The 19,390-nt window shown below is 69.8% G+C and carries 21 protein-coding genes; 9 read left to right on the forward strand and 12 right to left on the reverse strand.

Annotated features, from left to right (window positions below; genetic code table 11):
• Nucleotides 1-3: 3 nt before the first annotated feature.
• The 4 genes from ABD882_RS13325 to ABD882_RS13340 are packed head-to-tail and all read right to left on the reverse strand — an operon-like array spanning nucleotide 4 to nucleotide 3,438.
• Nucleotides 4-846, reverse strand: a complete 843-nt coding sequence (locus ABD882_RS13325) for a sugar phosphate isomerase/epimerase family protein (RefSeq protein WP_345187703.1) — start codon at nucleotides 844-846, stop codon at nucleotides 4-6.
• Entirely contained in the window at nucleotides 843-1,760 is a 918-nt protein-coding gene (locus ABD882_RS13330; RefSeq protein WP_345187706.1) for an NAD-dependent epimerase/dehydratase family protein, read from the reverse strand. Before ABD882_RS13330 ends, ABD882_RS13325 begins: the two co-directional genes overlap by 4 nt.
• Entirely contained in the window at nucleotides 1,757-2,539 is a 783-nt protein-coding gene (locus ABD882_RS13335; protein WP_345187708.1) for a MaoC/PaaZ C-terminal domain-containing protein, read from the reverse strand. Before ABD882_RS13335 ends, ABD882_RS13330 begins: the two co-directional genes overlap by 4 nt.
• Complete coding sequence (locus ABD882_RS13340; RefSeq protein ID WP_345187710.1) at nucleotides 2,536-3,438, reverse strand: SDR family oxidoreductase; 903 nt, start codon at nucleotides 3,436-3,438, stop codon at nucleotides 2,536-2,538. Before ABD882_RS13340 ends, ABD882_RS13335 begins: the two co-directional genes overlap by 4 nt.
• Nucleotides 3,439-3,577: 139 nt before the next feature.
• Here ABD882_RS13340 and ABD882_RS13345 point away from each other — a divergent pair, with 139 nt between their 5' ends.
• Nucleotides 3,578-4,651 carry an NAD(P)H-dependent flavin oxidoreductase gene (locus ABD882_RS13345; protein WP_345187712.1) on the forward strand — a complete coding sequence of 358 codons (1,074 nt, stop codon included), beginning with the start codon at nucleotides 3,578-3,580 and terminating at the stop codon, nucleotides 4,649-4,651.
• 110 nt (nucleotides 4,652-4,761) lie between these two features.
• Here the strand turns inward: ABD882_RS13345 and ABD882_RS13350 are convergent, their stop codons facing one another.
• The 3 genes from ABD882_RS13350 to ABD882_RS13360 are packed head-to-tail and all read right to left on the reverse strand — an operon-like array spanning nucleotide 4,762 to nucleotide 7,885.
• Nucleotides 4,762-5,913, reverse strand: a complete 1,152-nt coding sequence (locus tag ABD882_RS13350; protein WP_345187714.1) for an acetyl-CoA C-acetyltransferase — start codon at nucleotides 5,911-5,913, stop codon at nucleotides 4,762-4,764.
• Between the two features lie 20 nt (nucleotides 5,914-5,933).
• On the reverse strand, nucleotides 5,934-6,722 hold the full coding sequence (locus tag ABD882_RS13355) for an SDR family oxidoreductase (protein ID WP_345187715.1): 789 nt from the start codon (nucleotides 6,720-6,722) through the stop codon (nucleotides 5,934-5,936).
• A complete protein-coding gene (locus ABD882_RS13360; RefSeq protein WP_345187717.1) occupies nucleotides 6,719-7,885 on the reverse strand; it encodes an acyl-CoA dehydrogenase family protein in 1,167 nt (388 codons plus the stop codon). Before ABD882_RS13360 ends, ABD882_RS13355 begins: the two co-directional genes overlap by 4 nt.
• Before the next feature lie 104 nt (nucleotides 7,886-7,989).
• On the opposite strand from ABD882_RS13360, the gene ABD882_RS13365 reads away from it, so the two are divergent.
• The 4 genes from ABD882_RS13365 to ABD882_RS13380 are packed head-to-tail and all read left to right on the forward strand — an operon-like array spanning nucleotide 7,990 to nucleotide 12,096.
• On the forward strand, nucleotides 7,990-8,856 hold the full coding sequence (locus tag ABD882_RS13365; protein WP_345187719.1) for an enoyl-CoA hydratase: 867 nt from the start codon (nucleotides 7,990-7,992) through the stop codon (nucleotides 8,854-8,856).
• A complete protein-coding gene (locus ABD882_RS13370) occupies nucleotides 8,853-10,022 on the forward strand; it encodes an acyl-CoA dehydrogenase family protein (RefSeq protein WP_345187721.1) in 1,170 nt (389 codons plus the stop codon). The genes ABD882_RS13365 and ABD882_RS13370 overlap by 4 nt, the downstream gene beginning before the upstream one ends.
• Nucleotides 10,022-10,987 carry an acyl-CoA dehydrogenase family protein gene (locus ABD882_RS13375; protein WP_345187722.1) on the forward strand — a complete coding sequence of 322 codons (966 nt, stop codon included), beginning with the start codon at nucleotides 10,022-10,024 and terminating at the stop codon, nucleotides 10,985-10,987. Before ABD882_RS13370 ends, ABD882_RS13375 begins: the two co-directional genes overlap by 1 nt.
• A complete protein-coding gene (locus tag ABD882_RS13380; RefSeq protein ID WP_345187724.1) occupies nucleotides 10,987-12,096 on the forward strand; it encodes an acyl-CoA dehydrogenase family protein in 1,110 nt (369 codons plus the stop codon). Before ABD882_RS13375 ends, ABD882_RS13380 begins: the two co-directional genes overlap by 1 nt.
• Nucleotides 12,097-12,118: 22 nt before the next feature.
• On the opposite strand, the gene ABD882_RS13385 is transcribed toward ABD882_RS13380, so the two are convergent.
• The 3 genes from ABD882_RS13385 to ABD882_RS13395 are packed head-to-tail and all read right to left on the reverse strand — an operon-like array spanning nucleotide 12,119 to nucleotide 13,919.
• Nucleotides 12,119-12,556 (reverse strand): nuclear transport factor 2 family protein, encoded by a 438-nt coding sequence (locus ABD882_RS13385; protein ID WP_345187727.1) that lies wholly within the window; start codon nucleotides 12,554-12,556, stop codon nucleotides 12,119-12,121.
• A complete protein-coding gene (locus tag ABD882_RS13390; protein ID WP_345187729.1) occupies nucleotides 12,553-13,179 on the reverse strand; it encodes a gamma carbonic anhydrase family protein in 627 nt (208 codons plus the stop codon). Before ABD882_RS13390 ends, ABD882_RS13385 begins: the two co-directional genes overlap by 4 nt.
• Nucleotides 13,179-13,919 carry an SDR family NAD(P)-dependent oxidoreductase gene (locus tag ABD882_RS13395; RefSeq protein WP_345187730.1) on the reverse strand — a complete coding sequence of 247 codons (741 nt, stop codon included), beginning with the start codon at nucleotides 13,917-13,919 and terminating at the stop codon, nucleotides 13,179-13,181. The genes ABD882_RS13390 and ABD882_RS13395 overlap by 1 nt, the downstream gene beginning before the upstream one ends.
• 48 nt (nucleotides 13,920-13,967) lie before the next feature.
• On the opposite strand from ABD882_RS13395, the gene ABD882_RS13400 reads away from it, so the two are divergent.
• Nucleotides 13,968-14,405, forward strand: coding sequence for a VOC family protein (locus tag ABD882_RS13400; protein ID WP_345187732.1), 438 nt, complete (start codon nucleotides 13,968-13,970; stop codon nucleotides 14,403-14,405).
• On the opposite strand, the gene ABD882_RS13405 is transcribed toward ABD882_RS13400, so the two are convergent.
• Nucleotides 14,399-15,265, reverse strand: coding sequence for an aldo/keto reductase (locus tag ABD882_RS13405; protein WP_345187734.1), 867 nt, complete (start codon nucleotides 15,263-15,265; stop codon nucleotides 14,399-14,401). The two genes, ABD882_RS13400 and ABD882_RS13405, sit on opposite strands and share 7 nt — an antisense overlap.
• A complete protein-coding gene (locus ABD882_RS13410; protein WP_345187737.1) occupies nucleotides 15,262-15,984 on the reverse strand; it encodes an SDR family NAD(P)-dependent oxidoreductase in 723 nt (240 codons plus the stop codon). Before ABD882_RS13410 ends, ABD882_RS13405 begins: the two co-directional genes overlap by 4 nt.
• Before the next feature lie 88 nt (nucleotides 15,985-16,072).
• Between ABD882_RS13410 and ABD882_RS13415 the strand changes: the two genes are divergently transcribed.
• Genes ABD882_RS13415 through ABD882_RS13425 form a run of 3 tightly spaced genes read left to right on the forward strand, consistent with a single transcriptional unit; the run spans nucleotide 16,073 to nucleotide 19,363 of the window.
• Entirely contained in the window at nucleotides 16,073-16,942 is an 870-nt protein-coding gene (locus ABD882_RS13415) for a CoA transferase subunit A (protein WP_345187738.1), read from the forward strand.
• Nucleotides 16,939-17,691, forward strand: coding sequence for a CoA-transferase subunit beta (locus ABD882_RS13420; protein ID WP_345187740.1), 753 nt, complete (start codon nucleotides 16,939-16,941; stop codon nucleotides 17,689-17,691). The genes ABD882_RS13415 and ABD882_RS13420 overlap by 4 nt, the downstream gene beginning before the upstream one ends.
• Nucleotides 17,692-17,737: 46 nt before the next feature.
• Complete coding sequence (locus tag ABD882_RS13425) at nucleotides 17,738-19,363, forward strand: AMP-binding protein (protein WP_345187741.1); 1,626 nt, start codon at nucleotides 17,738-17,740, stop codon at nucleotides 19,361-19,363.
• The last annotated feature ends 27 nt before the right edge of the window (nucleotides 19,364-19,390 follow it).

A 19,390-nucleotide genomic window follows, 5' to 3' on the forward strand; every position in this document is an offset into this window, starting at 1 on the left:
TGCCTAACGTCGGTTCTGGTCTTGTCGTTTCACGGATGCGATCTGCGACCGCATCCAGGCGACGGATCGGGTCAATGCCGATTCCGCCCCCTCGTCCTCGATCGCCGGGCCGATGAGTTCGGCGTCGACGATGCCGTCGTACCCGGCACGGAGCACCTCCGCGAGAAGCTGCTGCATCGGCAGATCCGCGTCGCCGGGCACCCAGCGGCTGGGGAACGACGAGGTGCCGAGGACGAAGTCGGAGACCTGCACGATGGCGATCTGCTCCCGCTGCGCGGCGACGAGCTCGGCGAGCCCGCGCTCCTGCCAGCAGCAGTAGAGGTCGAGGCACACTCCCATGTTTGCCCTCTCGGCAAGGGCGAAGGCGTCACGCGCGGTGTGCGTGAAGCTGATGTCGCTGCGCAGCGACATCGTGTTCTCGACGGCCAGCCCGACCCGCAGCGACCGCGCGAGCTGCACGACCGGGGAGATCCGTGCGGCGAACAGGTCCGCCGCACGCTCCCAGTCCAGATGCCCGGACGGGCCCGACGTCAGGTAGACGACACCCGCGCCGAGCCGGTGCGCATCACGCACCGCCGCGGCGAGCGCGGCGAGCTGCCGCGTCCACCCCTCCTGGTCTTCGGGGTGTGCGGCGAAGGGCTGCACGAGATAGCCGAGCCCGAGTCCGTGCCGATCCAGCAGCTCCGCCAGCCGGGACACGCCGAAGGCGGCCGCCTTCGCGGTCGGCAGCCCCACGAGATCCGTACCCGTGCGCGCATACATGGCGATCTCGTCCGGAACCTCCCAGGCCAGAGCGGCCATGCCGCTCACGCACATCGGGTTGCTAGCGTGCATCGGCGTGCTCATGGCAGGGCGTCGACGCCGGCGACGATCTCGGCGATCGCGCGCTCGACGTCCCCTCGGTCGTAGCCGAGCAGGTCGGTCTCGGCGGCGTCGGGCTCGAACGAGATGACGGTGCCGCGTCCCTGCACGATGAACCGGTCGGGCTGGAAGGGATGCTCCTCGTCGCGCTCCTCGATGATGTTCCCGCTGCCCGCGGCATCCGCCAGCAGCTGGAAGTACTCCCGATAGCTGAGGTTGCGATCGCCGACGAGGTACGCGCGACCGGCCGCACCGTGATCGAGCGCTCCCTGGACCGCCTGGGAGAGCGAGCGGACGGACATGTAGTTCGTCCCTCCGGGCGGGGCGAACAGTGCGGGCTCATCGAGGTCGCCGCGCACCCAGGCGATCATGCGGGCGAACCGTCTGAGACCTCGCTCGTCGGCGCCGACGATCGAGGGCGGGTTCAGCGTGATGGCGGCGAAGCCGTCGTCGCTGAGAGCGCGAGCGCGTTCGTCCGCGTCGCGGCGGGCGGCCACATAGGGGATGCGCTGGGTCCATTCGGGGTGCAGCTGGTGGTAGTAGCTGCCGATCTGGACGAAACGGGAGACGCCGGCCGCTTTCGCGCGGGCCGCGAATCGTGGCACGCCGCCGCCCTGCACGCGCTCCCAGAAGTCGCCGTCTTCCTGCTCGGCCGGCACGTGCCGGATGTCGTGGCCTGCCGAGAACACGATGGCGTCGAAGCCCTCCAGCGGGGCCGGCGTGCCGTCCGCATCGGTGTAATCGCCGATCAGGCGGGCGAAGCCGGCCACGGCAGCCGGATCACGGTCGGACGGGCCCCGTCGCGACATCACGGTGACATCATCGCCGCGGGCGTCGAGATCGGCGGCGACGCGGCTGCCGATCATGCCCGTCGCACCCACGACGAGGACGCGACTCATGCGAAGACCGCGCGTCCGTCGGAGATCGCCGGAGCGCCGTCGCGGCGCAGCGTGAAGGCGCCGTCGGACCAGCTCTCCAGTTCCAGCACGTCACCGGGAACGACCGGTCCGCTGAACCTGCCCTGCAGCGAGGTCAGATCGGCCGGATGCGCGCCCTGCTCCCGCGCGAGCACGAGAGTGGAGGCGGCGAGGGTGCAGAGCCCCTGCAGGATCGGAGTCGGCTGGCCGATGCGTGCCGAGGCCTCAGGATCGATGTGGATGTGATGACGGTCGCCGGTGAGCCGGTACAGCGCCGCCTGCGTCGGGAAGGTCGGCACGGCGAAGAGAGCGCCGGCCCCGCGGGGTTCGGACGGCGGCCGCGCAGGTCCGCGCTCGCCGCCGAATCCTCCGCCACCGGGCGCGAACAGCGACCACATGGCGGTGAACTCGTCGCATTCGACGATGACCTCGAACACGGCCGCTGTGCCCTTGTCCCACACGCCGCCGACGCGGGCGGACAGGGTGAGCTCGCCCGAGCGTGGAAGGGGCCGGTGCACCTCGAGGGTCTGCGAGCCGTGCACCGCCGCGTCGCCATACGCACCGGCCTCGGCGAGGACGTCGGGCGCCCACTGCGAGAGAGTGAGCCCGAACGTGGGCAGCACCCGCAGGCGGTCCTCGAAGACGAGGTCGAGATCCTGGGCGGAGGCCCCGACGGCGAGCGCATAGAGCATCGCGTCCTTCTCGTCGTAGCCGACCTTGCGCTCGCCGAGCGCCCTGCCTGCCCACTCACCGCTGTTCATGCGCCGTACACCGCCTCCGAAGGTGCGCCCTCGGCGGCGAGCGCGCGCACCGCATCGCCGACTTCGGCGGCCGACCAGCGGCGCTCGAGTTCGCGGGCCGGCCCGTGACGCCAGCCTTCCTCCAGGCAGATCCGGCCGCCCTCGACTTCGAGCACGCGACCCGTCACGCTGCAGTCGGCGCTCGCGAGCCAGGCGACGACGGGCGAGACGTTGGCCGGATCCATGCGATCGAAACCGTCCTCCGGTGCGGCCATGGCGTCCGCGAAGGGCCCCTGCGTCATCCGGGTGCGGGCCGACGGCGCGATCGCGTTGACGAAGACCCCATAGCGGCCGAGTTCCTGGGCGGCGACGAGAGTGAGGGAGGCGATGCCGCCCTTGGCCGCGGAGTACGCCGCCTGCCCGACGCTGCCCTGCAGGCCCGCGCCGGACGAGGTGTTCACGACCCGGGCGATCCGCTGCCGCCCTTCCTTGGCCTCGGTGCGCCAGTAGGCGCCGGCATGCCGGAGGGGGGCGAAATGGCCCTTGAGATGGACGCGGATCACCGCGTCCCACTCGTCCTCCGCCGCGTTGACGAGCATGCGGTCGCGCACGAAGCCGGCGTTGTTGACGAGAATGTCGAGCTGGCCGAACGTCGAGATGGCCTGACGGATGAGATCCCCCGCCTGCACGAAGTCGGCGATGTCGGCGCCGTTGGCCACGGCCTCCCCGCCCTCGCCGCGGATGATGTCGACGACCTCCTGCGCGGGACCGACGGACACCCCCGCCCCGTCCAGGGTCGTCCCCAGGTCGTTCACGACCACCTTCGCACCGTGACGCGCGAGTTCGAGCGCATGCTCCCTACCCAGGCCGCGCCCCGCGCCGGTGACGACGGCGACACGTCCGTCAAGAATTCCTGCCATGTTCGACTCTCCTTTGAGACACCGCAGACACGCGATGGCGCCATCCTATCTACCAAGCAAACGCTAGGGCAAGTGATACACTCATCCTCGCGGCATCCGTGACGCGGGGTCGCACGACACACAGAGAGGTGTGCGCATCATGACCACTCCCCCGCTGCTCTCCACCCCGCTCACCCGCCTCACCGGCATCGACCACCCGATCGTGCAGACCGGCATGGGGTGGGTGGCCGGCGCGCGGCTGGTGACGGCGACAGCGCGGGCCGGCGCCCTCGGCATCCTCGCCTCGGCGACCATGACCTGCGAAGAGCTGGAGAAGCAGATCATCGAGGTCGCCGAGCGGACAGATCGCCCGTTCGGCGTGAACCTGCGGGCGGATGCGGGAGATGCGGCCCAGCGCGTCGAACTGCTGATCCGCCACGGGGTGAAGGTCGCGAGCTTCGCGCTCGCCCCCCGCCGCGAACTGATCGAGCGACTCAAGGACAACGGCATCGTCGTGATCCCGTCGATCGGTGCCGTACGCCATGCCGAAAAGGTCGCCGCCTGGGGTGCGGACGCCGTGATGGTGCAGGGCGGCGAGGGCGGCGGGCACACCGGATCCGTGCCCACCTCGATCCTGCTCCCCTCGGTGGTCGCGGCCGTCGACATCCCCGTCATCGCCGCCGGCGGATTCCACGACGGACGCGGCCTGGCCGCCGCCCTCGCCTACGGTGCCGCCGGCGTCGGCATGGGCACGCGCTTCCTGCTCACCAACGACAGCGCGGTCCCCGCAGCCATCAAGCAGCGCTACCTCGACTTCGGGCTCGACGGCACGGTCGTCACCCGCAAGGCCGACGGCATGCCGCACCGCCTGCTGCGCACCGAGTTCGTCGAGGGCCTCGAGCACGGAGGCGCGCTCGGCCGGCTTCTGCCGACGATGCGCCGCTCGCTGGCGTTCAAGAAGATGTCGGGCATGAGCTGGTTCGAACTGGCGAAGGACGCACTCTCGATGAAGAGGTCCACCGGCCGTTCCTGGGCGCAGATGACCCTCGCCGCCAACACCCCCATGCTACTGAAGGCAGGGCTCGTCGACGGCGACACCCAGGCCGGCATGCTCGCGGCCGGCCAGGTCGTCGGCATGATCGACGACCTGCCCAGCTGCGAGCAGCTGGTCGACCGCGTGGTGCAGGATGCCGTGCGGCACCTGCGCGCCGCCGCCTCCTGCCTCCGCGACTGACCCGTCCCCGCCGTCGAGTCGCGCGCCACGACCACCGCCACGACCGCCGCCGCGACCGACGAGAAGGGACGACCCCCTCAGGAGCCGCCCCTTCTTGATCCCGATGCGGATCAGAGGCGCTCGATGATCGTCACGTTCGCGAGCCCGCCGCCCTCGCACATCGTCTGCAGACCGTACCGGCCGCCGGTGCGCTCGAGCTCGTTGAGCATGGTCGTCATGAGGCGGGTGCCCGTCGCCCCGATCGGGTGCCCGAGCGCGATGCCGCCGCCGTTGACGTTGACCTTCTCGCGCGGGACGCCGGTCTCGCGCATCCAGGCGAGCACGACGGAGGCGAACGCCTCGTTGACCTCGAACAGATCGATGTCGGACAGCGACATCCCCGAGCGCTCCATCGCGTACCGGGTCGCCGGGATGGGTGCCGTGAGCATGAAGACCGGACTGTCGCCGCGCACCGACATGTGGTGGATGCGGGCCCGCGGGGTGAGGCCGTGAACCTTCACGGCCTGCGCGCTGGCGATGAGCACAGCGCTCGAGGCGTCGCTGATCTGCGAGGCCACGGCCGCGGTCAGCCGCCCCCCGGGAGTCAGCGTGGCGAGGCCCGCCATCCTCTCCAGCGAGGTGTCGCGCCGTACGCCTTCGTCCGCGGTGAGACCGTTCAGCGGTGCGATCTCGTTCGCGAAGCGCCCCTCGTCCTGCGCGATGGCGGCGCGCTGGTGACTCTCCAGGGCGAACTGCTCCATCTCCTCGCGTGAGATGTCCCACTTCTCGGCGATCAGTTCGGCGCCGACGAACTGCGAGATCTCCTGGTCCGGATAGCGCGCCTGCCACCCCGGCGACTCGGCGAACGGGGTCGTGAAGCCGTAGGCCTCACCGGCCACCATGGCCGAGGAGATCGGCAGCTGCGACATGTTCTGCAGGCCGCCGGCGATCACCAGGTCGTTCGTGCCGCTCATCACGGCCTGCGCGGCGAAATGCACCGCCTGCTGGCTCGATCCGCACTGGCGGTCGATGGTCACCCCCGGCACGTGCTCGGGGAATCCGGCCACCAGCAGGGTGGAACGGCCGACGTTGCCGGACTGGCCGCCGATGGTGTCGGTCGCGCCGATGATGACGTCGTCGAGAGCGCCGGGGTCGATGCCCGTGCGTTCGACGAGCGCCTTCAGGCTGTGCGCACCGAGGTCGGCGGGATGGATCTTCGACAGCGAGCCGCCGCGCCTTCCGACCGGCGAACGTACCGCGTCGACGATGTATGCCTCTGCCATGTTCTTCCTTCTCTCTGAACTCACGCGTGCTGACTGCTGACGGACACGACCTCGCCGGTCATGTAAGAGGAGTACCCGCTCGCGAGGAACACCATGACGTTGGCGACCTCCCAGGGTTCGGCCGCCCGGCCGAACGCCTCGCGGGAGGTGAGCTGCTTCAGCAGCTCCGGCGTGGTGACCTTCTCGAGGAACGGGTGCATCGCGAGCGACGGGGACACCGCGTTGACGCGGATCCCGTGGGAGGCGAGGTCCATCGCGGCGCTGCGGGTGAGCGCCATGACTCCCGCCTTGGCGGCGGCGTAGTGCGCCTGATCGCCCTGGGCGCGCCAGCCGATGACCGAGGCGTTGTTGACGATCGCCCCGGCCGTGCCGGCCGCGACCATTCGCCGCCCGACGGCGCGCAGGCAGCGGAACGTGCCGGTGAGCGTCACATCGAGCACCTTGCCCCACTGCTCATCGGTCATGTCGAGGATCGACACCGACCCGCCGAGACCGGCGTTGTTGATCATCACGTCGATGGGCCCCGCCTCCTCGGCGAAGTCGAGGAAGGCGGTGATCTGCCCCTCGTCCGTCACGTCGCACACGGCCGTTCGCACCCGCTCGCGTCCGAAGCGCCCGCCGAGCTCCTGCTGCGCCTCGGCGAGGCGACCGGCATGCGTGTCTCCCAGAACGACGACGGCGGCCCCCTCCTCGAGGCAGCGGACCGCAGCGGCCTGGCCGATGCCGGCCCCGGCGGCGGCGGTGATGACGATGTTCTTCCCGGTCAGCAGACCGTGGCCTTCAACATACTCCGGTGCGGTGGCGCTCATGGGCGGGCCTCTCTGGGAAGGCCGAGCACGCGCTCGGCGATGACATTGCGCTGGATCTCATCCGATCCGCCGTAGATCGTGTCCGCACGACTGAACAGAAAGAGCGTCTGCAGATCGTCGAGTTCGTAGTCGGAGCCGACCCGCAGCGCGTCGGGACCGGCGACCTCCATCGCGAGCTCGCCCAGGGAGCGGTGCCAGTTCGCCCACAGCAGCTTCGCGACCGAGGCTCCGTCATCCTGCTGGCCGCCCAGAGTGCGCAGCGCATGCTGCCGAATCGTCTCCAGCTCCATGCGAGCGCGCACCAGGCGGTCGCGGATGACAGCGTCCTCGATCGCACCCGTGCGCCGGGCCGTCTCGATCACCACATCCAGCTCCCGGCGGAAGGCGATCTGCTGCGCCAGGGTCGACACGCCGCGTTCGAACCCGAGCGTCGCCATGGCGACCTTGAAGCCGTTGCCCTCGCCGCCGACGACGTTGCCCGCGGCGGTGCGGGCCCCGTCGAAGAACACCTCGTTGAACTCGCTGGTCGCGGTCAGCTGCAGGATCGGGCGCACCTCGACGCCGGGCTGCGCCATCGGCACCAGCAGGTAGGACAGGCCCTGATGCCGCACGGATCCCGGGACGGTGCGCGCGATCACGAAGCACCAGTCCGCCTGCTGCGCGAGCGAGGTCCACACCTTCTGGCCCGTGATCGACCACTCGTCGCCGTCGAGAACGGCCTTGGTCGACACCGCCGCGAGATCGGATCCGGCACCGGGCTCGGAGTACCCCTGGCACCACAGCTCCTCGACGGCGACGATGCGGGGAAGAAAACGCGCCTTCTGCTCCTCGGTGCCGTACGCGATCAGCGTGGGACCGACGAGTTCCTCGCCGAGATGATTGACCCGGGCCGGCGCAGCCGCCCTGGCGTACTCCTCATGGAAGATCACCTGCTGCTGGATGCCGAGCCCGCGTCCGCCGTACTCGATCGGCCACGCCACGCAGGTCCAGCCGGCCGCGGCCATGTGCCGGTTCCATTCCAGGCGGGCCTCGAAGTCCTCATGCTCGCGACCGGATCCGCCCCGCCCGCGCAGGTCGGCGAAGCGTCCGGCGAGGTTCTCCTCCAGCCACTGGCGGATCTCGGCGCGGAACTGCTCATCCGCGTCGCGCGGCATCCCGTCCATCTGTGCTCCTCATCGAGTCATGGTCTTCGGCATTCGGTTCACGTATAGTATCAACAAACCAAGCGATTGTTTGGTGCCTTGCTCGAGTTCAGAGAGGAACCGTCATGACCGTCGAATCTGCCGACGCCGTGGTCACGTACGAGATGAGCGGTTCGACCGCGATCATCCGGTTGAACCGCCCTCAGTATCGCAACGCGCAGAACTCCCGCGTCACCTATGCCCTCGATGCCGCCTTCACCCGCGCCGTCGACGACGACCAGGTGAAGGTCATCGTGCTCGGCGGCAACGGGCGTCATTTCTGCGCGGGTCACGACATCGGCACCCCCGAGCGCGACGTCGACCAGACCTTCGAGCGCAAGGCCGTGATCTGGTGGGACCACGTGGGCGCACAGGGCGTGGACGCGCGCTTCGCCCGGGAGTCCGAGGTGTATCTGGGCATGTGCCGGCGCTGGCGCGAGATCCCCAAGCCCGTGATCGCGATGGTGCAGGGCGCCTGCATCGCGGGCGGCCTGATGCTCGCCTGGTCCTGCGACTTCATCGTCGCGGCCGACGACGCGTTCTTCCAGGATCCCGTCGTCTCGATGGGCATCCCGGGCGTCGAGTTCTTCGCCCACCCGTGGGTGACCAATCCGCGCGCGGCGAAGGAGATGCTCTACACGGGCGACCGGATGCCGGCGACCCGCGCGCACGAACTGGGCATGGTCAACCACGTGGTCCCGCTCGCCGAACTCGAAGAGCGCACGCTGGAGCTCGCCGAGCGCATCGGAAGGATGCCACGACTGGGCCTCGCGCTGACGAAGAAGGCCGTGAACCAGGCCGAGGATCTGCAGGGCATGCGCGCCGGAATGGATTCCGTGTTCGGGCTGCATCACGCCGCGCACGCGCACAACGCCGAGGTCGGCGGCGACTCCCTCGGCGGAGTCGATGTGCGCACCATCAAGGCCGACACCGCACAGGGGGCTCGCAAATGAACCTGGATCTGACCCCGGAGCAGCAGGCGTTCGCCGCCGAGGCGCGTGCGTGGCTGGCCGAGAACGTGCCGCAGCCACTGCTGCCCTCCATGGACACCGCGGAGGGCTTCGCCGCACACCGGGACTGGGAGGCGACGCTGGCCGCAGGCCGCTGGTCGGTCGTGTCCTGGCCCGAACAGTACGGCGGCCGCGACGTCGGCATCGCGGAATGGGTACTGTTCGAGGAGGAGTACTACCGCGCCGGGGCCCCGACGAGGGTGGCGCAGAACGGCATCTCGCTGCTCGCCCCTATCCTGTTCGAGCACGGGACCCCCGACCAGCACGAGCGGTTCCTGCGTCCGATGACCGACGGCTCGCTGATCTGGGCGCAGGCCTGGTCCGAGCCGGGCGCGGGCAGCGATCTCGCGGCCATCCGCAGCACGGCACGACGCGACGACGAGCGCGGCGGCTGGGTGCTCAACGGCCAGAAGATCTGGAGCTCCCGCGCGGTGTGGGCCGATCGCGGCTTCGGGCTCTTCCGGTCCGACCCCGAGGCGCAGCGGCACCGCGGCCTCACCTACTTCCTTTTCCCGATGGACTCCGCGGGCATCACGGTGCGCGGGATCGCGCAGCTGGACGGCACGACCGGGTTCGCCGAGATCTTCTTCGACGACGTGTTCGTACCGGACGAGGACGTGCTGGGCGCCCCCGGCGACGGCTGGCGGGTGGCGATGAGCACCGCCGGCAACGAGCGCGGCCTTTCGCTGCGCGCCCCCGGACGCTTCCTCGCCGCGGCCGACCGGCTGATCGCGCTGCAGTCCGCGCGCCCCTCCCCCAGCGAGGTCGACGCGGTCGTGGACGCCTGGATCGGCGCCGAGGCATATCGGCTGTTCACCTGGCAGACGGTCAGCACCCTGCTCGACGGAGGCTCCGTGGGTGCCGAGGGCAGCATCAACAAGGTGTTCTGGTCGGAGCTCGACGTGCGCATCCACGAAACGGCTCTGCGCATCCTCGGCCCCGAGGGCGAGCTCCGCGGCGCGTCGGCCGTCGACGAAGGCCGCTGGGTCGACGACTACCAGTTCTCTCTCGCGGGCCCCATCTACGCGGGCACCAACGAGATCCAGCGCAACATCATCGCGGAGCGGATCCTGTCCCTGCCCCGCGGTGCAGACGGAAGGCGAGCGTGATGAGGTTCCTGCCCACGGAAGAACAGGTCTCGTTCGCTGAGGCGATCGACGAGATCGTCGAGGGCGCCGGCGGTGCCGACATCGCCCGGAGCTGGGCCGATGGCGACACCGCGGCCGGACTCGCCCTGTGGCGGCAGTTCGCCGAGCTCGGGCTGCTCGGACTGCGCGTGGACGAGGAGTTCGGCGGCTTCGGCGGCACGGCGAGCGACCTGGTCGTGGTGTTCGAGCGTCTGGGATATCACGGCGTGCCAGGGCCGTACATCGAGACGGTGGCGCTGCTGCCCGCTCTCGTCGGCGACGACGCGCGCGCCGAGCTCGCCGCCGGCGCGATCGCGACCGCGGCCGTCGACGGTGTCGCACCGGCAGCGCTCGATGCCGCGATCGCCTCGCACCGCTACCTCGTGCGAGAGGGCGCGCTGCACCTCGCGACCGTCGGCGAGGAGTTGAGCTCCCTCGCCCCCACCCGCCGCCTCTCCCGGCTGATCGCCTCGTCCGAGCCGACGCCGCTTGCCGACGGTGTGCTGGATCGCGCGCTGAACGAGGCGACGCTGGCCGCCGCCGCCCTGGTCCTCGGCGCCGGAGAGCGGATGCTCGATGAAGCCGTCTCCTACGCGAAGATCCGCGAGCAGTTCGGCCACCCGATCGGAGAGTTCCAGGCGCTCAAGCACCAGCTCGCCGATGTGAAGGTCGCGTTGAGCTTCGCCCGCCCCCTGGTGTGGAACGCGGCGCTCCGGGCCGATGAGGCGGAGGCGGATCGCGCGATCTCGGCTGCGAAGGTGGCGGCAGGGGACGCGGCGATGCGCGCGGCTCGCACGTCGCTGCAGGTGCACGGCGCGATCGGGTACACCGGCGAGCACACGCTGCGGATCTGGCTCGGCCTCGCTCCCGCGCTCTCGGCGGCCTGGGGCACCCCGGCGTTCCACCGTGCGCGCATCGCCCGCGCCATCCTCCCGAAGGAGCGGTGATGTCTTTCGAACCCGATGAGGATCAGCGCGAGCTCGTCTCGCTCGTGCGCGGCATCCTGGGGCAGCGCGCAGACGGCCCGGCGACGCGACGCGCACTGGCGCGCCCGGAGCGGTACGACGTCGATCTCTGGCGGCTCCTGTGCGAAGACGTCGGGATCGCCGGGATGGCGATCCCCGAGGAGTTCGGCGGCGCCGGCTTCACGCTCCGCGAGGCGCAGCTGGTGCTCGAGGAGATCGGATACTCCCTCACTCCCTCCCCGTACCTAGGATCGGTCGCGATCGCGGCGCAGGCGATCCTCGCCAGCGGCGATGAGGAAGCCTGCGCCCGCCTGCTGCCCGCAATCGCCGACGGCTCGTCGAACGCGGCGCTCGCCTGGGCCGACCCGAGCGGCCGCTTCGCCCCCGCGCAGGTGGACGTGCACGCGCAGGAGGATGCGGGGTGGACGCTCAGCGGCACCAGCGGCTTCGTGCTCGACGGGGCAATCGCGGATGTGCTGCTGGTCATCGCGCAGACGGATGCGGGACCCCGTCTGTTCGAGGTCGCCGAGCCCGGGGCGGTCGCGCGCGCGGATGTCCCGACGATGGATCAGACCCTTCGCCTTGTCACGCTGCGTTTCGACGCGGTGCCGGCGCGTGCCCTGGGCCCGGCGGATCCGGCCGCGCTCGAGCCCATCCGCGCGCTCGCCCTCAGCGCGATCGCCGCCGTGCAGGCGGGAACCGCGGCGCGCGCGCTCGACATGACCGTCGCGTACGCGCGGCAGCGCGAGCAGTTCGGTCGTCCGATCGGATCCTTCCAGGCCGTCAAGCACCGCCTGGCGGACATGCACGTGCAGACCGAGATCGCCCGCACGGCCTCGCGCGCCGCATCCGCAGCGCTGGCCGCGGGCGATGCCGATCGATTCGCACTCAGCGCCACCGCCAAGGTCGTCTGCAGCGAGGCGCTGCAGCACGTGGCCGCCGAGACCATCCAGCTGCACGGCGGCATCGCGATCACCTGGGAGCACGACGCGCATCTGATCTTCAAGCGGGCGCACGCCCTGGGCGAGCTTTTCGGGACCGCCCGCGAAGAGCGCCACCGCGCCGAGAGCTGGGCGCTCGCCAGGCACTGACACGGGTCCGCCCCGCCCTGCGTCAGCGCTTGAGCGGGGCGGACTCGGTCCAGTCGGTGTACTTGCGACGCTCCTGAAAGCGCCAGCGCTCACCGACCCTGATGAGGGCGTCCTCGTAACGATCCGCAAGCGTGAAGCGCACTCTGCCGTCGGGAGTGTCCCGGATGTGGTGCGACATGCAGTAGGTGTGCGCCTGTGCGGCATCCCCGTCGACGAGGACTTCGCTCGGGGATAGCACATGGCTGGTCGCCGAGAAGGCCGTGAGCGCACCGAACGCCTCGATCAGCTCCGCGGTACCCTGCGGTGCTTCGGCGGGTGCGGCGGTCCGCGCGCGGAACATGAGCATCCGCCCGTCCGGGGTGAACAGCTCTGCCATCTCCGTCATGCGGCGCTGATCGGCCAACCTGCCGTACTGCGTGATCAGCCGGGTGATGGCGTACCAGTCGTCGAAACCCGTCATCTGGCGCCGCCCGCCGACTCCCCGCGCTGCACATGCAGCGGCGTCGCCGTGTCCGGCGACCAGGACGTGCGCCGCCGCACAGCCTCGACGGCGATCAATGGCTCAGTGCTGCGCAGCGTCTCGAGGCTGCGCCGCGCGAGTGCCTGGTAGGTGCGCACGCCGTTGCGCTTCCACTCCAGCGCCTGCGCGTCGAGGGGCCCGATCACCCTGGCCGGAGCGCCCAGCACCTTGGACCCAGGCGGCACGATCGTACCCGCCGTCACAAGGGCCCCCGCCCCGATCAGCGAGTCGGCGCCGATGTCGGCACCGTCAAGCACCGTCGCGCCGATCCCGACCAGCACGTAGGAGCCGATCCGGCAGCCGTGCAGCACCGCGCCGTGACCGACGTGGCTGTTCGGCTCCAGCACAGCGTCCGCTCCTGGGAAGGCGTGGATCACACACGAATCCTGCACGTTCGCCCCCTCCCCGACGGTGATCCGACCGAAGTCACCGCGCAGACTCGCGAAGGGTCCGATGTAGCAGCCGGGTCCGATGATCACGTCGCCGATCAGGCTGGCCGACTCGTGCACGAATGCCGTCAGGTCGACCACCGGCACCACACCGTCGAAGGCGTAACAGGGCATCAGGAGACCTGTCCGCCGTCGATCACGAAGTCGCCGCCGGTGCAGTAGCTGCTCGCCGGGCTGGCGAGGTAGGCGACGAGATTCGAGATCTCCTCGGGGCGCCCGGCACGCGGGATCGGGATGCGTGAGATGAAGCCGACCCCTGCGCGGGTGTCCTCGGTGATCATGGGCGTGTCGACGGCACCTGGGCACACGGTGTTCACCCGGATGCCGGTGCCGGCGAGCTCGCGCGCCAGCGAGTGCGAGACACCGCGCAATCCCCACTTCGACGCCGCATACGGCACCCGATTCGCAAATCCGGTCACCCCGGCGGTGGAGGCGATGTTGACGATCGAGCCACCCTGACCCATCAGCGGAAGCACGGCCTGCACGCCCAGCATCGGGCCGACCAGGTTCACATCGAGGGTGAGGCGGATGACGCGCTCCGGTGTCGCGGCGAGCGGGCCGTCAGGGCAGAAGCCCGCGTTGTTGACCAGCACATCGACGCGCCCGAATCTCTCCTGGGCGGCCGCCGCCACGCGCGCCCATGCCGCGGAGGACGAGACATCATGCTCCAGGCCGATGGCGCGATCGCCGAATTCCGACGCGCACGCGCGTGCGGCGTCGCCGTCGAGATCCGTCAGCACGAGATCCGCACCGAGCTTGTGAAAAAGCGCGGCATGCGAGCGTCCCTGCCCACCGGCGGCGCCTGTGATGACGGCCACACGGCCTGTGAGGTCGATGACGGGCGTTGCATTCATGGCATTCCTCCGAGATAGTTATCAAACAAGCGCTAGTTTGGAGAGCAGATGACGAGGTTGCATCACATCGGCATCACGGTCAGCGACACCGAACGCGCCGTCGACTTCTACACCGCGGTCGGAGGCGGAACGGTGATCGGCCCCCTCGTCAAGAGCGGTCCTGCCGTGGATGCAGCCACCGGGCATCCCGGCGTCGAGGTCGTCCTGACCTTCGTGCAGCTGGACGACGGCATCCTGCTCGAGCTCGCGGAGTACCGCGGCGCCGACGCGCCGCGCAACGACCCCGACACCGGGCACATCGGGGCGGCGCATCCCGCGATCGTGGTCGACGACATCGAGGCGGTGCTCGGGCGCGCGGCCTCGCTCGGTTACCGCGCGCAGTCGGCGGTGCAGTCGGCGACTGCGGGCCCCATGCTGTCGTGGCGCTACGTGTACCTGCTCGGCCCGGACGACGTCAGAGTCGAGCTGCTGCAGATGCCTCACTGAACGACCCCGTCGAGCATCCGCCGGTCCTCGTCGTCGAGCATCAAGCTCGGCGACATCGCCGAATCGCGCACGCTCTCCGGGCGACTCGCGCCCGGAATGGGGATCATCGCGGGACTGCGCCCGAGCAGCCAGGCCAGCGCGATCCTCTGCGGGCTTGCGCCGTAGCGCGAGGCGACGCCAGATAGGGCCGCGGAAGCGTCCGCGATGCTCTTGGCCGCTGCACGCCCACCGAGCGGACCCCAGGCGAAAAACGCCAGCCCGCGCTCCTCGCACAGGCGCAGCACAGGCTCACTGGCTCGCTGCGGCAGCGAATATTCATTCTGCACGCTCACCAGATGCGCTCCGAGGATGTCGATCGCGACTTGCAGCTGGTCGACGCCCACGTTCGAGACCCCCAGGCGCTGCACGACACCGTCCTCGACGAGCTGTCGCAACGCGCCCATCGATTCCGCGTAGGGAACCCTCGGATCCGGTCTGTGATGCTGGAACAGCGGCAGGGCATCGAGTCCCAGACGTTGGGCCGACTCCCGAGCGGCCCGGGCGAGATACTCGGGCGATCCGTCGATCCCCCAGGTCGCTTCAGGCCCCCGAGTATGACCGCCCTTGGTCGCGATGATCACTCGCTCGAGCGCATCGGGGTGCTCCCGCAAGGCGGCGATCAGCGCCCGTTCATTCACGCCCATCTCGCCGGACGGGCCGTAGGCGTCTGCGGTGTCGAAGAGCGTGATGCCCGCCTCGACCGCGGCGTGCACGGCACGCACGCCCTGCGCGACGTCAGCGTCGGGGCGCTGCGTGATCGTCATGGCTCCCATGCCGATCGCCGACACGTGAAGGTCTCCGACCGGGCGTGTCGCGATCATTTCCCGACCACCGTCCAGCCCCCGTCGACGGGGAGGCATTGCCCGATCACATGCGACGCATCGCACAGCATCCAGGCCACCGCCTCCGCGATCTCCTCCGGTGCCGCCAGCGTTCCGCGGGGGGTGCGCCGCTCGGCGTCGCCGATGTCGTAGCCGCCGGCGATGAGGCTCTCGACCATCGGCGTTCGGGTGTGCCCAGGCGCGATAGCGTTGACGCGCACGCCGAGCGGCGCCCACTCGACCGCCAGATTCTCCATGAGCTGACGCTCGGCCGCCTTCGCGGTGCCGTAATCTACCTGATTCGCCCAGCCGCGGTACGCGGTCGTCGAGGAGATGAGAACGATAGACCCCGGTGCACCGTCGAGCCTGCGTACGACCGCCCGCGCCACGCTGAAGCTGCCGACGACATGCACCTCGAACTGCTCCCGTAGCCGGGCCACGTCCATCTCGAGCGCGGGCACGTACGCACCGCGGATGCCGTGGCAGGCGACGACTCCGCCCACCGGGCCCCGTCGCCAGGCCGCAGCGACGGCTCGGTCGACGGCGGCGTCATCGCGCAGGTCGACGAGGTCGCTGTGCACGTCGTCCCGGTCGGGCGGATGCAGGTCGAACACGCTCACCGCCAGACCGCGATCCCGCAGATTACGCACCACCGCGGCGCCGATGCCGCTCGCACCACCGGTCACGATCACATGACCGGCCATCGTCCGGGTCCCCATCTCCAGCTCCTTCGCTCTCGACTCTCCCCGCATGCTACTGTGATTCCCAAACAAGCGCTAGGTTAGCGTTTCGCGCAAAGGAGCGGGGATGGCAGACAAGCGGGTGGCGCTGGAAGAGGCCGTGTCGAGTCTCGAGAGCGGCATGACCATCGGGATCGGCGGCTGGGGCTCGCGGCGCAAGCCCATGGCGCTCGTACGCGAGATACTGCGGCGCGACGACCTCACGGACCTCACTGTCGTGGCCTTCGGCGGGCCGGACGTCGGGCTGCTCGCCGCAGCAGGGCGCATCCGCCGCCTCGTCTACGGCTTCGTGTCTCTGGACAGCATCGCCCTCGACCCCCACTTCACCAGGACCCGCGAGCGCGGCGAGCTGGAGGTCGAGGAGTACGACGAGGGCATGTTCGTCCTGGGTCTGCGCGCAGCCGGCGCACGTCTCGACTTCCTCCCCACGCGAGCGGGGATCGGATCCGACGTGATGACGGCGAACCCGCACCTGAGGACCGTCCGCTCACCCTACTCCGAGGAGGAGTACGTCGCGATGCCCGCGTTCGACATCGACGTCGCGCTCGTGCATCTCAATCGCGCCGATGCGCAGGGCAACGCCCAGTACCTTGGACCGGATCCGTACTTCGACGACCTCTTCGCGATGGCCGCCGCACGCACGATCGTGTCGGCCGAGCGGATCGTCCCGACCGCGGAGCTCCTCTCCGAGGGCAGCTTCCACACGCTGCTGTTCAGCAGGATGTATGCGTCCGCGGTCGTCGAGGCGCCGGGAGGAGCCCACTTCACCACCTGCGCGCCCGACTACGAGCGAGACGAGCCGTTCCAGCGCCACTACGCCGCAGCGGCGAAAGATCCCGAGCTGTGGGCCGCGTTCGAGCGGACGTTCCTGCAGACCGACGAGGCCGGGTATCGGGGGGCCGTGGCACGCTTCCACGCCGAACAAGGAGAGTCATGAGCACCGACGCCACCATCGCCGAGATCTGCATCGCGGCCTGCGCCGACACCTACCGCGAATCGGGCGAAGTGCTCGCCCACGCCGTGGGCATCATCCCGACGCTCGGAGCACGTCTGGCCAAACTCACGACGGCTCCCGATCTCGTGCTCAGCGACGGGGAGGCGCTCTTTCAGAGCGAGCCGCCAACCCCGGGAGACGCCGATGCAGCACCTCCAGCGATCGAGGGATGGGCACCGTTCCGCCGCATCTTCGACATCGTGGCCAGCGGGCGCCGGCAGAGCATGATGGGCGCGAGCCAGATCGATCGAAACGGCAACCAGAACATCTCGCTGATCGGCGACTGGGCACGACCGACCCGCCAGCTCATCGGCGTGCGCGGAGTGCCCGGGAACACAGCCAATCATCGGGTCGACTACTGGGTGTCACGACACAGCGCACGCATCTTCGTGGAGACTGTCGACATGGTTTCGGGCGTCGGCAACGATCGCGCCAGGGCCGCTGGCATGAGGCACCATCAGCTGGGCGTGATCATCACGAACCTCGCGGTGCTCGACTACGCCGACAACGGCACGGTGAGGGTCCGCTCGATTCACCCCGGGATCGACCCGCAAGACGTTGTGGCGGCGACCGGCTTCCCCGTCGACTTCCAGAGCGCTCCCCGCACCCGCATCCCCGATGCCAACGAGCTGCACCTCATCCGCGACGTGCTCGACCCGCACGGCACCCGCACGCGTGAGGTCGCAGATTGACCCGGGCTCCGTCGCCCCTTCTCGAGAACCGCATCGGAGAGTACGAATGAGCTTGGAGTGGACCACCATGACCGTCTCGAACGCCACCACGGTTCCGGCGCTGCTCGCCGAGAAGGCGGAGCAGCTCGCCGCGCATCCGGCGATCGTCGACGGCAAGGTCACGATCAGCTATGCCGACCTGCACGCCCGCGTCAGAGCTGTCGCCCGCGGATACCTCGCCCAGGGCATCGTGCCGGGCGACCGCCTCGGCCTATGGGCCCCGAACCGCTACGAATTCATCCTCGCGATGCTGGGCGCGCAGTACATCGGCATCGCCGTGGTGCCGCTGAACACGCGCTACACGGACCACGAGGCCGCCGAGATCCTCGCGCGTTCCCGGGCGACGGGCCTCGTGCTCGCAGACGGCTTCCTCGGCAAGTCGTACAGCGGCTCGCTGCGCACCGCCGCGGCCGATCACGGATCCGACGGAACCGTCCTTCCCGGACTCCCCCACCTCCGCACCCTGATCACCCTTGACGATGACGTCCAGGCGCCGGTGATCTCGTGGGCTGCGTTCCTCGCGGACGGTGCACTGGTCGACGATCAACGGGTCACGGAGGCCGCGGCCGCCGTGAGCCAGGACGACGTCATGGATGTGCTCTTCACGTCAGGTACGACCGGTGTGCCGAAGGGCGTGCTCACCGCGCACCGGCAGACGCTCGCCGTGGCCCGCGCCTGGGCCCTCGGCGCCGATCTCGTCGCGGAGGATCGCTACGCCGTCGTCAATCCGTTCTTCCACGGCTTCGGGTACAAGGCCGGGATGATCGCCTCGCTGCTGGCCGGCGCGACGATCTACCCTCTGGCCGTGTTCACCACCGATGCACTGCTCGAGCTCATCCAGTCCGCGCGCATCACGGTGCTCCCCGGGGTGCCGACGATCTTCACGTCGCTGCTGGATCACCCGCATCTGAAGGACTATGACCTGACCTCCCTGCGGTTCTCCATCGCCGGGGCCACCGCGGCGCCCGCGACGCTGTTCCACGACATGGTGAACGTGCTCGGGTTCAGCCGCGTGGCCCAGGCCTACGGGCTGACCGAGTGCGTCGTGGCCACGATGTCGCGGCCGGGCGAGTCTCTCGAGCACGCAGCGCAGACGACGGGCCCGGCCGTAGCGGGCACCGAGATCCGCGTCGTGGACGAGAACGGCGCAGACGCGGGGATCGATGTCGACGGCGAGATCCTGCTGCGCGGCGACTGCGTCATGCTCGGCTACTTCGAGGATCAGGCGGCCACGGATGCCGTGATCGACGCCGACGGCTGGTTCCATACGGGCGATGTAGGTCAACTCGACGAGCACGGGTGCCTGAAGGTGACCGATCGCATCAAAGACATGTACATCGTCGGCGGGTTCAACGTGTATCCGGCAGAGGTCGAGAACGCGCTGCGCCGCCATCCGGCCGTCAACGAGTCCGCCGTGATCGGCGTCGACGATCCACGCCTGGGCACGGTCGGACGCGCCTACGTCCTGCTCCTCAGCGGCGTCGAGCCCCGGCCGGACGGTGAGGAACTGGAGGCGTTCTGCCGCACGCAGCTGGCGAACTTCAAGGTCCCCCGCGAGTACGTGTTCGTCGAGGACTTCCCGCGCAACGCCCCAGGCAAGATCCTCAAGTCCGCGCTGCGCGCGCAGGCCTGACGCGGCGAAGACCAAGGGCGGCCCCTC

Origin of the sequence: Microbacterium panaciterrae, assembly GCF_039541635.1 — a bacterium.
Classification (GTDB): Bacteria; Actinomycetota; Actinomycetes; order Actinomycetales; family Microbacteriaceae; genus Microbacterium; species Microbacterium panaciterrae.